General features: G+C 66.8%; 16 protein-coding genes and 1 other RNA gene. 4 read left to right on the plus strand and 13 right to left on the minus strand.

What is annotated here, in order from left to right; genetic code table 11:
- Positions 1-15 precede the first annotated feature (15 nt).
- On the minus strand, positions 16-903 hold the full coding sequence (locus V7S63_RS10095; RefSeq protein ID WP_336530115.1) for a LysR family transcriptional regulator: 888 nt from the start codon (positions 901-903) through the stop codon (positions 16-18).
- A gap of 117 nt (positions 904-1020) precedes the next feature.
- Here V7S63_RS10095 and V7S63_RS10100 point away from each other — a divergent pair, with 117 nt between their 5' ends.
- Positions 1021-2220: an MFS transporter gene (locus tag V7S63_RS10100; RefSeq protein WP_336530116.1), complete on the plus strand. Its 1200-nt coding sequence runs from the start codon at positions 1021-1023 to the stop codon at positions 2218-2220.
- Between the two features lie 79 nt (positions 2221-2299).
- Here the strand turns inward: V7S63_RS10100 and V7S63_RS10105 are convergent, their stop codons facing one another.
- The 4 genes from V7S63_RS10105 to gstA form a co-directional block, all read right to left on the minus strand.
- Complete coding sequence (locus tag V7S63_RS10105) at positions 2300-2761, minus strand: hypothetical protein (protein WP_091840366.1); 462 nt, start codon at positions 2759-2761, stop codon at positions 2300-2302.
- Positions 2762-2942: 181 nt separating this feature from the next.
- Entirely contained in the window at positions 2943-4652 is a 1710-nt protein-coding gene (locus tag V7S63_RS10110; protein ID WP_336530117.1) for a Na/Pi cotransporter family protein, read from the minus strand.
- Between the two features lie 242 nt (positions 4653-4894).
- Entirely contained in the window at positions 4895-5284 is a 390-nt protein-coding gene (locus V7S63_RS10115) for a nuclear transport factor 2 family protein (RefSeq protein WP_336530118.1), read from the minus strand.
- On the minus strand, positions 5281-5892 hold the full coding sequence (gene gstA / locus V7S63_RS10120; protein ID WP_336530119.1) for a glutathione transferase GstA: 612 nt from the start codon (positions 5890-5892) through the stop codon (positions 5281-5283). Before gstA ends, V7S63_RS10115 begins: the two co-directional genes overlap by 4 nt.
- 126 nt (positions 5893-6018) lie before the next feature.
- On the opposite strand from gstA, the gene V7S63_RS10125 reads away from it, so the two are divergent.
- The gene (locus V7S63_RS10125; protein ID WP_336530120.1) at positions 6019-6384 is read left to right on the plus strand and encodes a winged helix-turn-helix transcriptional regulator; all 366 of its coding nucleotides are present in this window, start codon (positions 6019-6021) and stop codon (positions 6382-6384) included.
- Positions 6385-6545: 161 nt separating this feature from the next.
- Here V7S63_RS10125 and V7S63_RS10130 read toward each other — a convergent pair whose 3' ends face one another.
- The 6 genes from V7S63_RS10130 to V7S63_RS10155 form a co-directional block, all read right to left on the minus strand.
- Complete coding sequence (locus tag V7S63_RS10130; RefSeq protein ID WP_336530121.1) at positions 6546-7016, minus strand: VOC family protein; 471 nt, start codon at positions 7014-7016, stop codon at positions 6546-6548.
- Positions 7017-7169: 153 nt separating this feature from the next.
- The gene (locus V7S63_RS10135) at positions 7170-7328 is read right to left on the minus strand and encodes a hypothetical protein (RefSeq protein ID WP_336530122.1); all 159 of its coding nucleotides are present in this window, start codon (positions 7326-7328) and stop codon (positions 7170-7172) included.
- Between the two features lie 130 nt (positions 7329-7458).
- Complete coding sequence (locus V7S63_RS10140) at positions 7459-8415, minus strand: sensor domain-containing diguanylate cyclase (protein ID WP_336530123.1); 957 nt, start codon at positions 8413-8415, stop codon at positions 7459-7461.
- Between the two features lie 110 nt (positions 8416-8525).
- Positions 8526-9314, minus strand: coding sequence for an N-acetylmuramoyl-L-alanine amidase (locus tag V7S63_RS10145; protein WP_336530124.1), 789 nt, complete (start codon positions 9312-9314; stop codon positions 8526-8528).
- Complete coding sequence (locus V7S63_RS10150; protein WP_091840389.1) at positions 9311-10057, minus strand: TerB family tellurite resistance protein; 747 nt, start codon at positions 10055-10057, stop codon at positions 9311-9313. Before V7S63_RS10150 ends, V7S63_RS10145 begins: the two co-directional genes overlap by 4 nt.
- 55 nt (positions 10058-10112) lie before the next feature.
- Positions 10113-10412, minus strand: a complete 300-nt coding sequence (locus V7S63_RS10155) for a glycine zipper domain-containing protein (protein ID WP_091840392.1) — start codon at positions 10410-10412, stop codon at positions 10113-10115.
- Between the two features lie 313 nt (positions 10413-10725).
- Between V7S63_RS10155 and V7S63_RS10160 the strand changes: the two genes are divergently transcribed.
- Positions 10726-11391: a lytic transglycosylase domain-containing protein gene (locus V7S63_RS10160; protein WP_336530125.1), complete on the plus strand. Its 666-nt coding sequence runs from the start codon at positions 10726-10728 to the stop codon at positions 11389-11391.
- A 56-nt stretch (positions 11392-11447) separates the two neighbouring features.
- Positions 11448-11840, plus strand: an RNA gene (rnpB, locus tag V7S63_RS10165) — RNase P RNA component class A.
- A gap of 62 nt (positions 11841-11902) precedes the next feature.
- Here rnpB and V7S63_RS10170 read toward each other — a convergent pair.
- Complete coding sequence (locus tag V7S63_RS10170; RefSeq protein WP_336530126.1) at positions 11903-12538, minus strand: MBL fold metallo-hydrolase; 636 nt, start codon at positions 12536-12538, stop codon at positions 11903-11905.
- On the minus strand, positions 12448-12855 hold the full coding sequence (locus V7S63_RS10175; protein ID WP_336530127.1) for an MBL fold metallo-hydrolase: 408 nt from the start codon (positions 12853-12855) through the stop codon (positions 12448-12450). Before V7S63_RS10175 ends, V7S63_RS10170 begins: the two co-directional genes overlap by 91 nt.
- Positions 12856-12941 lie beyond the last annotated feature (86 nt).

Here is a 12941-nt window from a genome sequence, read left to right on the forward strand (position 1 = left end):
GGCAAGGCAGCGGGATCACGCGGCCAGGAATTCCTCGGCCGCGAAGTCCACGAAGGCGCGCAGCTTCGGCGAGGCGTAGCGGCTCGCCGGCCACATCACGCTGAACTTGGTCCGCGCCTCGACATAGCCAGCGAGGATGCGGACGAGCGAGCCGCGCTGCAGGTGCCCAGCGACGGACAGGTCGGGAACGCAGGCGATGCCGAGCCCGCTTTCGGCAAGGCCGATCTGCGCTTCGAGCGCGTTCGTCACCACGCTGGGCTGGATTTCGACCTGCGCGAGCTCGCCGCCTCTGGACAAGGGCCATTGGTGGAGCTTGCCCGTATTGGCGTAGCGGTAGACGAGGCAGCTGTGCCGGGCGAGGTCTTCCGGCGTCTCGGGGGTGCCCATCCTGCGAAAATAGTCGGGTGAGCCGACCAGCGCCTGGCTGAAATGGCCGAGTGTGCGGGTCATCAATCGGGAATCGGCATGCTCGCCGGTGCGGAGCACGACATCGAAGCCTTCGCCGATGACGTCGACCACCCGGTCGGTGGCATCGAGCTCGAGCTCGATCTCGGGGTGGCGCTGCTTGAAGGCGGCGAATTTCGCGATCGGGATCATGCTCATCGAGGGCAGGCTGACGCGCAGCTTTCCTTGCGGCGTCGCCCGGCTGCGAGAGAGTTCCAGCTCGGCCGCTTCATATTCGCAGAGGATGCGTCGGCAGCGCTCGAGGAACATCTCGCCCTCCGGCGTCAGCGTGACGCTGCGGGTCGAGCGGTGGAAAAGCCTGGCGCCGAGCCGAGCCTCCAGTCGCGCCACCGCCTTGCTGACGGCCGAGGCGGAGATGCCGAGCTTGCGGCCGGCCTCGGTGAAACCATCCGCTTCGGCCGCATGCACAAAGGCGAAGAGTGCTCCCAGACTATCCATGCGGCGGTCACCCAGTTATGACGGGAATGTCCAAAGTGTGATGAGTTGTGTCCTGTTTTTCGTTCATTGGGAACCAGCTACCTCAAGCGCCACCCCATCTTCGAAGGCGCTACCGCCATGACATCAGCGACAAACACGATCTCGGCCGGCACGAGCGAGGCGAGACTGCCATTAGGCGGCCTGCTGGCGCTCGCGATGGCGGCCTTCATCACGCTCCTCACCGAAATCCTGCCATCGGGCCTGCTCCCGCAGATGGCCGGGAGCCTCGGTCGATCCGAGGCACTGATCGGCCAGCTCGTCACCGCCTATGCGGTCGGCTCGCTCGTCTCCGCCATTCCCCTGACGATCGCCACGCAGAACTGGCGGCGGCGCAAGCTGCTGCTGATCGCGATCGGCGGCTTTGCCGTCGTCAACACGGTGACGGCCATCTCCGACAGCTATGCCGTCACGCTGGTCGCCCGTTTCGTCGCGGGCATGAGCGCGGGGCTACTCTGGGCGCTGGCGGCCGGCTATGCCGCCCGCATGGTGCCGGACCATCTGCAGGGCCGCGCAATCGCTATCGCCATGGTCGGAGCGCCGCTCGCCCTTTCGCTCGGCATTCCGACGGGAACCTTCCTCGGCACGCTGCTGGGGTGGCGCTGGACCTTCGGCGTGATGAGCGGGCTGACGGTGCTCCTGGTCTTCTGGGTTCTGGCCAAGGTGCCCGATTTTCCCGGCCAGAAGCGAGGGCAGGAGTTCGCGCTGACGGCAGTGTTCACGCTGCCGGGCGTCCGGCCGGTCCTGTTCGTCGTCTTCGCCTATGTGCTCGCCCACAACACGCTCTATACCTATATCGCGCCCTTCCTCGAGCCGGCCGGCCTCAAGGATCGGACCGATGTCGTGCTGCTGGTCTTCGGCCTTGCCTCCTTGCTCGGCATCTGGATCACCGGCGCCCTGATCGATCGATGGCTGCGCGAGCTGGTCCTGGCGAGCGTCGCGCTGTTCGGCTTCTCCGCCCTGGCGCTCGGATTGGCAGGCATGGTGCCAGCGGTGATCTATGGCGCAGTCGCCGTCTGGGGGCTGGCCTTCGGCGGGGCCGGGACGCTGTTCCAGACCGCTTCCGCCAAGGCCGCGGGCAAAGCCGCCGACGTCGCCCAGTCGATGCTGGTGACCACGTGGAATCTCGCCATTGCCGGCGGCGGCATCGTCGGCGGATTGATGCTGAGCGGGTTTGGCGTCGCGCCGTTCCCGTGGGTGCTGGCGGCGTTGCTGATCGCGACATTCGTGGTCGCGTGGGGCGCAAAGAGCCATGGCTTTCGCGCCGCAACGAGCAGATAACCCATCTGGGCCGTGAAGCTGAGGCGCGGAGAACCCTCTCCTTCAGGAGAGGGGATCCCGCGCCTTACTTGGAACTGACTTACCCGCCGCAGCGCTGTGCCAGCACGGCAAAGCCCTTCTGGCCGGCGGCGAGCGGGAAGTTCTGTGTCTCGCCCTCGATGCGCAGGGTGAGGCTCTTGCCCTTGCGCAGCACCGCCTGGAGTGCGGGCGACAGCGTCGTCGTCGCCTCGAAATGGTTGCCCATCTCGTCGCTGATCAGCTTCATGCCGACATCCGCCTGCCCGCCGCTCGACGAGAATTTAGCGGTCGTGACGGCGTTGTCCTTCATGCCCTCCTTGAAGAAGGGGATCCGCACGGTCAGGCTCTTGCTGGCGAAATCGCAGGAGAAGAACAGGCGCTGGTCGTCGGTCTGCGGCATCTCATAGGCGACGACGATGCCCTCGCCATCCTGCCGGACACCCCAGGTCAGGCCGTCATCGGCCCAGGCGGCGGCCGGGAGCGCCAGAGCGGGTGCCAGGAGGAAAATCGCCTTCGACGTCATGATAGCTGTCCTCGTATCCATCGATCGCCGCGCCTTTTGGGTCGAGCAGGCGATAATTCGCGCATTGCACCGTCATTGCGGATCGCTTCCCTTCGCCCGCAATCGCGACAAAACTTCAGCTGGAACAGCAAACAGGCCGCACGATGGCGGCCTGTCCTTGGTCCGATGAGGAGCGGATCGCTCAGGCCGGCATGGCAGCCGCGCCGAAACCGCCGACCTCCTGGCTCTGCTGGCTGGTCTCCGTCACCGGCACGACGCGCGAGACCGAACGGCGCTCGGCGTCGATGCGCTCGATCAGGAAGTAGGCGCGCTCCGCCGAGCCGAGTAGCGCCAGGATCGCGCCGCGCTCGACCCAGGGCAGTTCGGCGCCGAGGCGCAGGCAGCGCTCGCGGACGCTCGTCAGGGCGGCGATGCGCGGCTGCGCCTCGGCGGCGACCAGCGGAGCATCCGGCCCGGTCGGCAGGATCGCGCGCATCGCCTCGGCGACCTGGTCGACGACGCCGTCGACGATCTCGCGGCCGGGCACGCCGAAGGGCTGGCGCTCGATGCGGCGGGCGATCTGGTAGAGCGTTTCGCCGAGACTGGCGGTGAAGTCCTCTTCCTCGATCAGGCTCGCGACGAGGTCGGCGCGGGCATAGGGCATCTCCGGCGTGAACATGCCGGAGGTGTAGGCCCGGATATCGCGGTTCAGGATGTCGATGGCAGCGTAGTGCTCGTCGCTCTTCTCAGGCGCATCCGGCTTGCTGCGAGCGATGTCGAGGAAGAGCTGCGCGGCCTGGAGGTAGCGGCCGGTCTCCTTCTGGATGTTGGCGACGGCATGGGCATGATCGGAGGCCTTGGCGAGGAAGCGTGGCGCCGAATAGTCCTCGATCTCGTCCGTCGCCGTGGCGCCGACCTTCATCAGGACGCGCTCGAAGACGCCGACGAATGGGAAGAGCAGGACGGTGTTGAAGATGTTGAAGAAGGTCGAATAGAGGCCGATCGCGACCGGGATGAGCGGGAAGGTTTCCTTGCCGTCCTTGACGACCGCCACGCCCGGATCGCCGCCGAACCACTGCATCGCCCAGGTCAGCACGTCCATGGAAACGAAGAACAGCGGTATCGTGATGGCGACGCCGATGATGTTGAAGGAGATATGGGCATAAGCCGCGCGCTTGGCGTTCTTGGTCAGGTTGAGCGAGGCCATCCACGAGGTGATGGTGGTGCCGAGATCGGCGCCGAGCGAGAAGGCGACGGCGGTCTTCCAGTCGAGGATGCCGGCGGCGCCGAGGCCCATGACGATGCCGATCGTCGCCGAGGAGGAGTGGATCATTGCGGTGATGCCGGCGGCGATCAGCACGCAGTAGAGCAGGCCGAGATAGGTGTCGGCCTTCAGCGAGGAGATGACGCCCATCACCTCCGGCATGTTGCGAAGCGGGCGCAGGCCGCCGGTCATCAGGTTGAGGCCATAGAAGATCAGCGCGAAGCCCATGCAGGCGAGCGCGATGTTCTTGACCTTGTCGGTCTTGGCGAAGATGTGGACCAGCGCGAAGATGCCGGCGAGCAGCAGGCCGAGCGGGCCAAGGGGCAGCGCGATCAGGCCGTTGCCGAGCGTCGTGCCGATATTGGCGCCCATGATCACGCTGATCGCAGGCCGCAGGCCGATCACGCCGGCATTGACGAGGCCGACGACCATGACGGTCATCGCGGTCGAGGACTGGATGATGCCGGTGATGAAGGTGCCGGCGAGGACGCCCTTGGCCGGCGTGCCGGCGATCCTGGCGAGGAGCGCCCGCATCTTGTTGACGGCGAGATTCTGGATGCCGTTGCTCATGAATTCGAGGCCGAGCATGAAGATGCCCAGGCCGCCGATCACAGGCACGATCACCTGCGTGAAGATATCGACTTGCATGCTCTCGACTCCGACAAGTGTGCGCGGTCGCGTCTGCGCCCGGGTCGAGACGTCACGGCACAGCTGTACACGCGGGCCCGGCAGTGGACGCGCGCGCTTTTTCCGTGCCTGTCTCCCCACCTGGCCAGCGGAGTCCTTAGGCAGGTCGTACGACATTCGGGTGACTGTGCGTCACCGGGCTGGCGAGCGATCAACTGGCCGCCGGCGTCGACATCCGCCGGCGGCCCGTGTCTCTCGGCCGTTCAGGCGACCGCCTCATCGAGGTCGAAATGGAAGACCTTGGCGATCAGGCGCCAGCGCCCGTCGAGCCTGATGAAGCTGAGGAGGTCGGTGAAGCGCTTTGGACCGATGGCGCATTCGACGCGCGCCAGCGCGGTGACCGGGCCGGCGAATTCGATCGAGAGGATGCGGTCGCGCCGGGGCTCGCCGCGGCTGGCCGGCGAAGGGCGCTTGGCCACCATCGGCAGGTACTGATCCATGGTGAGATGGATCAGGCTGCCTTCCGTCCCGCAGGCATAGATCGCCTGCGGCTGGAAAAGCCGGCCGAGCTTGTCGGCATCGCTGTGATGGAGGCCGTCGAAATAGTCGCCGAGCACAGCGACGATCTCTGCGAAACGCGGATCGGCGCTCATTGGAGCAGGCCCTCGGCCCGCATCGCCTCCTGCACGCTGGAGCGGGCGCCGATCCGAGCCATGAAGGCGCGCAGCTTCGGGAAGGCGTCGAGCGGCACGCCGCGGCTTTCAGACCAGTTGACGATGGTGAAGAGATAGCCGTCGGCAACGCTGAACGCTTCGCCGAGGAGATGCTCACGGCCGTCGGCGAAGATGTTCTCGATATAGCCGAGCTTCCTGGCAACGCGGGCGCGTGCGATCGTCTTGCCCTCGTCGCTGGTGTCAGGGAGGAAGAGCGGCGTGTAGGCCTTGTGCAGCTCGCTGCCGATGAAGTTCATGATCTCCTCGAGCCGGATGCGCTCGAAGCTGCCGGGCTTGGGAGCGAGAGCGGCGTGCGGGGCGAGATCGGCGATATAGCGGGCGATGACCGCGCCCTCGGTGAGGACGGTGCCGTCGTCGAATTGCAGCGCCGGAACATATCCCTTCGGATTGACGGCGGCATAGTCGGCGCCGGTCTCGGTCCGGCCGGCAAGGAGATCGACCTTCTCGAGCGTTACGGGCAGGCCGGCTTCGCGCAGGGCGATGTGGGGCGAGAGCGAGCAGGCGCCCGGGGCATAGTAGAGCTTCACGGCAATGTCCTCATCCGCGTTGACGAATGCCGGAGAGCTAGGCCGACGCAGTTACCCCTGTATACGGGGTAACTTGTTGTAACTGCGTTTTCCGGTATCCTCCCGGTAACCGGAGACCTGATCGCAATGGTTTTGAAACTCAGGAAGAATCGCGCCGCGGCGCAGCCGGAGACCTGCAATGTCGGCGCCTGCATGCAGGTGCTCGGCGGAGCCTGGACGCCGAACGTGATCTGGTTCCTGTCAGGTGGGCCGCGCCGCTTCGGCGAACTCAGGCGCGACATGCCAGTGATCTCGGCGAAGATGCTGAGCGCGCGGCTGCGCGCGCTGGAGGAGAAGGGCGTCGTTCAGCGCAAGGTGGTGCCGACCGCGCCGCCCTCGACCGAGTACGCCTTGACCGAGCTCGGGCAGGAATACGTGCCGGCGATCCTGGCGATCGCCGAGGTCGGGGCAAAGCTGAAGACACTGGCCGCGGCACGGGCGCAAGCGGCCTGATTTACGCATCTTCCGGGCCTAGTGGAGCCCTCATCCTGAAGAGCGCTCCGTAGGGGTGCTTCACGAAGGATGTGCCAGCTGTTTCCGGAGCCTGCCGGAGCATCCTTCGCGACAGCCGCTACGCGGCTTCCTCAGGATGAGGGCGATTGGAAGGTCGAATCCTAACCCTTCGCCGCCGCTTCCAGCCCGGCGATGTCGAGCTTGACCATCTTCAGCATCGCCTCGGCGACGCGCCCGGCCTTGGCGCGGTCGGGATCGCGAGTGAGCTCGCCCAGGCGCTTGGGTACGATCTGCCAGGATACGCCCCAGCGATCCTTGAGCCAGCCGCACTGCTCGAACTTGCCGCCGTCGCCGAGTGTCTCCCAGAGACGGTCGATCTCGGCCTGCGTCTCGCATTCCACGAAGATCGAGAAGGTGTGGTTGAAGGCGTCGGAACGCCAGGCCTCGAAGGCCTGGTAGCGCTGGCCGCCGATGGTGAAGGCGGCGATCTTGACGCTGTCGGCCGGCCCGCTCGGGGATTCGGCAGGGAGGGCGCTGGTCCATTCCAGGGCCGAGTCCGGGATCAGCGAGGTGTAGAGGCTGATCGCAGCTTCCATGTCCTTGTCGAACCAGAGATTCTGGGTGACCTTCATCGCCATGCTCCTTGCTCTCTCACCAGACCGGATGGCGGCCTGTCGCCTCAAGGACGCAGGAGGGGCGAGGGTTCCGACAGAGGCCACGCTTTTTTGTGAAGGGGTAGTTGGCAGGGAGAGCGGCGCCGCTTTCCGGCGAGGCCGCTGCTCGATTCACCAGCGGTCGTAGCGGGGGCGGCCGTAGCCGTCGCCATATCCGCGCCGATAGCCGTTAGCGTCCCCATGGCGGCCATAACCACGCCCATAGCCGCGACCGTAACCGCCGCTGCGTCCGTAGCGCTGGCGGTCGAGATTGTCCTGGATGATCTGCATCCGCCGCAACTTGGCTGCCGCTGCTCGCTATGATCCTCATAATCTCGGCAGCGAAGGTATGGCGGCATGCCGACTGAGGCCTGCTCGAGATCGGCAGCCGACGCTAGCGATCCTGCAGCCGACCCCTCGCTCAGACCACACGCATCTCGCCGGCGCTGACCATCGCCACGTCGCCCGCGACCTCGACGGGATCGCCGAACAGGCGCAGGCAATTGCGGCCGGCGGCCTTGGCGACGTAGAGCGCCGAATCCGCCTCGGCGAAGCGCCGCTCGGGATCGTGCAGCAGGCCCGGCCGCAGGATAGTGGCGCCGATCGAGGCGCTGACCTCGATGGTCGTGCCGCGCCAGGCGACCGGGCGCGACAGCGCCGCTTGCGCCTGTTCCAGCCGGTGGAGGAGATAGGGACGGCCGGCGGCCGAGCAGAGAAGCAGGCCGAACTCGTCGCCGCCGATGCGTGCGATGATCGCGGCGTCGCTGAGCGCGCTTTCCAGCCGCATGGCGATCTGGCGCAGGCATTCGTCGCCCGCGGCGTGGCCGAGGCGGTCGTTGATCGGCTTGAGATTGTCGAGGTCGACGATGGCGAGCAGGCCGAGCGCGCTGGAATCGCCGGTGTGGCGGCGCAGGTCCGAGAGCTGCATTTCGAAGGCGCGGCGGTTGGCGAGGCCGGTCAGCGGGTCGCTATAGGCGAGCCGGCGCAGTCCCAGCCACATGTCCTTCTCGCCGGTGATGTCCTGCTTGGCGCCGTGGATGCGGGCGGCCCGTCCGTGCTCATGCGTGACGGAAGCGGAGAGACGCATCCAGCGCTCGGCGCCGGCGGTGGTGCAGATGCGGGCGTCCATGACGAAGCCCTGACCACCGGTGATCAGCCGGCTGCGCAGGCGTTCCATCTCGGCGCGGGACTCGTCATGGTAAAGCTCGACGATCGAGCGGCGATTGATCGCGCAGCCGCGTTGCAGGCCGAACAGGTCGTAGATGCCGTCGGTCCAGCTCAGGCGCGTATCGGCGAGCCGACATTCCCAGGCGCCGATGCAGGCCATCAGCGCTGCTTGATCGTAGAGGCGTCTGGCTTCGGCGTCCGAGAGCGGCATACGGCGGCCCTTAGCCCTGCGTCGGTGATGTGAGCATCGTCCGCGACGCTAGGGCCGAAGAGTTAATGAAGCTTGCCGCCATCCGGGCGGGATCGCCGCAGTCCTGACGATCAGCCGGTCCGGGCTTCCTGCGTCAGCGCGAGCAGGTCGCGCAGCGTCGTGATGGTCGAGCCATCGGCGACGCCATCGACCTTTTCCGGGCGCCAATGGCGCTGGAAGGCGGCGACAACCGCCTCGAAGCGCTCGTCATAGGTACCGTCGACCACAACACCGTAGCCGAGCATGGCGAACATCGCCTGCAGCGCCTCGACCGGCGGGCCGGCATCGCCGCGGGCAAAGAAGCGCCCGCCCTTGATCGGAGCGGGCCGGGTCCAGAGGCCGACGCCGCCCTCGGCGAAGCGGCGCCAGGGGAATTTCTCGCCGGGATCGATCTTGCGGCCCGGCGCTATGTCGGAATGGGCGAGCACACGCTCGGGCGGGATCCGCCAGCGCTCGCAGATGTCGCGGCAGAGGTTCAGCGTTGCGGCGATCTGCGCCTCGGGAAAGTCGGGCAGGCCGGCAGGGTGGCCGGGATTGGCGATCTCGATGCCGATCGAGGCGGAGTTCAGGTCGGTCTCGCCAGCCCAGTGCGAGGCGCCGGCATGCCAGGCGCGGCGCTCCTCGGGCACGAGCTGGAGGATGTGGCCGTTCTCGAAGACGAAATAATGCGAGGAGACCTGCGAAGCCGGATTGCACAGCCACTGCAGCGCTTCGCCGGCATCGGGCATGCCGGTGTAATGCAGGATCAGCGTGTCGGGTCGGCGTTCGGTCGAGCCATCGCTGAACTTGCGCTCGCCATGGTTGGGCGAAGGGAAGACCTTGGCGGCAAAGCGGCTGTCGGGTGCGAGAGTGACGCTCACGCCGGTTCGGGCTCCCTGCGGCCGATGCCGCGTTCCTTCTCGATCGCGTCCCAGGCGGCGTTGATGGCGGCGAGCCGGCGCGTCGCGATGCAGACCGCTTCTTCCGGCAGGCCGCGGGCGATCTCGCGATCCGGGTGGTTCTCCAGCACGAGGCGGCGGTGCAGCTGCTTCAACTCGCCATCGCTCATCTCGCGGCTGGCGCCGAGCACGAGATAGGGATCGTCGCGGCGGCGCAGATGCCGCGCCTCGATGCGGGCGAAGCCGGCCTCGTCGATGGCGAAGATCATCGCGACATCATGCAGATAGGCATGCTCGCGTTCATGGATCGCGCCATCGGCAGCTGCGATCAGGAAGAGGCCGTCGAGCACGTCCTCCAGCAGGGCCGGCTCCTCGCGGAAGGCCTCTGCGATCTGCTGGGCATAGGCCTCGAAGCCGGCGCTGGTCTGCTTTGCGAGGTCGAACAGGCGCTCGACATGCGCCCTCTGCTCCTGCGGCACCTCGACGATGCGCTCGAAGGCGGCGATCTCCTCACGTGTCACCACCCCGTCGGCGCGCGCCATCTTGGCAGCGAGCGCGACAAGGCCGGTGGTGAAGATCAATTGCTTGGGTGCGGGGCCGAAGAGCGCGCCGTCGCGGTCGACCAGGACATGGCCCGCGAGTGCGCCGACCAGGGCGCCGAGTGGCCCACCCAGCGCGAAGCCGAGGCCGCCGCCTCCCAGAAGCCCCCAGAAAGACGAGGTCATCGTTCATCCAGCCACGGCCGGATCGGCCGCGGCTCCTGCGTAGAATGCGAACGGCTCAGCGGCAATAGAGCCGGCCGTAATAGTCGCGGTAGTAGCCGTAGGGGCAGCCGCCGTAGCCGTCGTCATAATAGTAGCCGCCGCGGCGATAGGGCGAGGTAGCCGAGCCGACGATGGCGCCACCCACGCCGCCGATCGCGGCGCCGGCGAGCGCACCGCCCGCGCGGCCGGTGGCCAGCCCGCCGATCACGGCACCGGTCGCGGCACCGACCAGGGCGCCGCCGCCGACACGTTCCTCATGCGGCGTGCAGGCGCCCAGCGCCAGCGCGACGGCCGCCATTGCGATCAACTTCCTCATCACGTTCCCCCTTCTCGGGTCGTATCCAGCAGAACGGTTTCGGCGGGAGCCGACTTTTTGCATTGCGACCGGCAATTGCGGTGGCAATGCGGCGATGATTTGACCTGCTGCCATGACTGCGTCAACGCCGGCGAGGATGAATCGTTCCAACGTTCAATACATGATGATTACTGCTTTCAATCTGAGGCTAAAGTAATCACTCTTCCTTTGGGGTCGAGTGAAATTTGATCGTATCGTCCGGATTGTCGTCACATTCATCTATCATGTCGCCGCACCGTTCTTGGCTCCTGTCGATAGATGAGGCTCCTCCTGCATGATGAAGATCTCTGGTAGCGGCTGCGCCGCCTTCGCGATTTGCCTGGCCTTTCTTCAACCCGCTTCCGCCCAGGTGAACGCCGAGACCGACGCCCGCGCCTTCATCGTGCGAGAGGCCGAAATCAAGCGTCAGGCTGCCGCTGCCGAGCAGGGCCAGGATTCGCGCGAGGTGGCTTCCGAAGCCGCCGAGACCAAGGGCGGGCGCAAGGCGCGCGCCAAGACTGCCAAGGCGAGCCCGGAAGGGCGCAAGCCCCTCGCGGCGCCGGCCGGTTCGGAAGGGCTTCGCGCCATGGTCGCCCGCCATGCCGCCGCCAATGGCGTTCCGTTCGCGCTGGCTGACGCGGTGATCCGCGTCGAGAGCCGTTACAATCCGCGCGCGGCCCATGCCGGCAATTTCGGCCTGATGCAGATCCGCCACCAGACGGCGCGCGGCGTCGGCTATGCCGGCGGCGCTTCCGGCCTGCTCGATGCAGAGACCAATGCCCGTTACGGCATGAAATATCTCGGCCAGGCCTATCGCCTCGCCGGCGGCGACACCTGCCGCACCGTGATGAAATATCAGAGCGGCCATATGGCCAACCGCATGAGCGGGGCCAACCGCACTTATTGCGCCAAGGTGCGCAGCATCTCTGGCAGCGCGCACACCATTTCCGCGAGCAACTGACCTTCGCAGCGCTCCCTGCTTGACGGCTCGGGCCTTTCGAGCGCAGAGGGAGCCCGCCAGTCGGCCGGACGGCCGCTCCTGCTTCGGCGGGGGAGGAAAGTCCGGGCTCCACGGAAACACGGTGCCGGATAACGTCCGGCGGGGGCGACCCCAGGGAAAGCGCCACAGAGATCGAACCGCCGCATGCTTGCGCATGCGGTAAGGGTGAAAAGGTGCGGTAAGAGCGCACCGCGGACCCGGCAACGGGGACGGCATGGCAAGCCCCACCGGGAGCAAGACCGAATAGGGACGATGCTCGCCCGCAAGGGAGGAGGGGCCGGTTTCCAGGCCCAGTCGTCCGGGTTGGTTGCTCGAGGCGCGCAGCAATGCGCGTCCCAGAGGAATGGCCGTCACGTCGGGAGAGCGATCTCCCGGCCATCCAAAACCCGGCTTACAGGCCGGCTGGCACCCCTTCCGATATCGAAAAGGGCCGGGATCGCTCCCGGCCCTTTCGTGTTCGCCGCGGCTGCGATCAGAGTGCGTAGCTCCAATCGGCGGGGACGAAGCGGAAGGCCGAGCCGTCCTTCAGCACCTTGCCGAAGCCGGGGAAGGGCATGTGCGCCCCGCTGATCAGCAATCCGTCGGCGGCGGCCATGTCGAGCACGCGCCGGCGCGAGGCTGCCGCCTGCTTGCCGTCGGCGTCGAAGACGAAGGTCACCTCCGGCTGCGCGGTCTGGATCACGACGTTGTGGATGCTGTCGCCGACGAGCAGGAGCTGCTCGTTGCCCGACGCGACGCGCAGGATGCTGTGGCCGGGGGTATGGCCCGGCGCATGCTCGAGCGCAAGGCCGGGGGCGACCTCTCCGGCCTTCACCTTTCGGGTGCGGCTCGCATAGGGCGCGAGCGCGTTCCGGGCCGAGGCGAAGAAGGGTTTCACTTCGGCCGGCGCCTGGTTGAGGATGCCGTCATCGTGCCAGAAGGCATGTTCGGTCTCGTTGATGATCAGCTCGGCGTTCGCGAAGCGCGCCGTCTTCTCGGCAGTGAGCAGGCCCTCGTGGTGATCCGGATGGGCATGGGTCAGGATGATCGCGTCGATCTGTTCCGGCGTGATGCCGCGGTGCGCAGATTGCTCTCCGCCCGCCCCATGGTGTCGCCCATCGCGTTCCAAGCGCCGGCGCCGGTATCGAGCAGATAGGTCTTGTCCTTGGTGTTGATGACGAAGGTGTTGACCGCGGTGGGCAGGCGTTCGCCCTGGCCGGCATTGGCGATGCTCTGGCGGATCGCGGCGGGGTCGCTGCCGCTGAAGACCTTGGTATCGAAGGGAATGTAACCGTCGAGGATCGCGGTGATCTCGAGGTCGCCGAGCTTGCGGCGATAGATGCCCGGCACCTGGTTGCCGGCGAGGGGGGCGCGGGCTGCGGCGGGCAGGACGGGCGCAAGCGCAGTGGCCGCGGCCGCGGCAAGGACATGGCGGCGATCGATCATGGGGATGTTCCAGAAGCTGAGATTGCGGCTCCGGAAACGATGCCTGCTCAAGGCAGGCCAAATCGTCTCACGGCCGGAGGGATGCC

The sequence above is a fragment of the Allobosea sp. CCNWLY174 genome (genome assembly GCF_037120455.1).
Classification (GTDB): Bacteria; Pseudomonadota; Alphaproteobacteria; order Rhizobiales; family Beijerinckiaceae; genus Allobosea; species Allobosea lupini.

Excerpts from the sequence above, each read along its gene's own strand:
- V7S63_RS10095 (WP_336530115.1), bottom strand. The coding sequence starts at position 903 with ATGGATAGTCTGGGAGCACTCTTCGCCTTTGTGCATGCGGCCGAAGCG.
- V7S63_RS10100 (WP_336530116.1), top strand. The coding sequence starts at position 1,021 with ATGACATCAGCGACAAACACGATCTCGGCCGGCACGAGCGAGGCGAGA.
- V7S63_RS10105 (WP_091840366.1), bottom strand. The coding sequence starts at position 2,761 with ATGACGTCGAAGGCGATTTTCCTCCTGGCACCCGCTCTGGCGCTCCCG.
- V7S63_RS10110 (WP_336530117.1), bottom strand. The coding sequence starts at position 4,652 with ATGCAAGTCGATATCTTCACGCAGGTGATCGTGCCTGTGATCGGCGGC.
- V7S63_RS10115 (WP_336530118.1), bottom strand. The coding sequence starts at position 5,284 with ATGAGCGCCGATCCGCGTTTCGCAGAGATCGTCGCTGTGCTCGGCGAC.
- V7S63_RS10125 (WP_336530120.1), top strand. The coding sequence starts at position 6,019 with ATGGTTTTGAAACTCAGGAAGAATCGCGCCGCGGCGCAGCCGGAGACC.
- V7S63_RS10130 (WP_336530121.1), bottom strand. The coding sequence starts at position 7,016 with ATGAAGGTCACCCAGAATCTCTGGTTCGACAAGGACATGGAAGCTGCG.
- V7S63_RS10135 (WP_336530122.1), bottom strand. The coding sequence starts at position 7,328 with ATGCAGATCATCCAGGACAATCTCGACCGCCAGCGCTACGGACGCAGC.
- V7S63_RS10140 (WP_336530123.1), bottom strand. The coding sequence starts at position 8,415 with ATGCCGCTCTCGGACGCCGAAGCCAGACGCCTCTACGATCAAGCAGCG.
- V7S63_RS10150 (WP_091840389.1), bottom strand. The coding sequence starts at position 10,057 with ATGACCTCGTCTTTCTGGGGGCTTCTGGGAGGCGGCGGCCTCGGCTTC.
- V7S63_RS10155 (WP_091840392.1), bottom strand. The coding sequence starts at position 10,412 with ATGAGGAAGTTGATCGCAATGGCGGCCGTCGCGCTGGCGCTGGGCGCC.
- V7S63_RS10160 (WP_336530125.1), top strand. The coding sequence starts at position 10,726 with ATGATGAAGATCTCTGGTAGCGGCTGCGCCGCCTTCGCGATTTGCCTG.
- V7S63_RS10175 (WP_336530127.1), bottom strand. The coding sequence starts at position 12,855 with ATGATCGATCGCCGCCATGTCCTTGCCGCGGCCGCGGCCACTGCGCTT.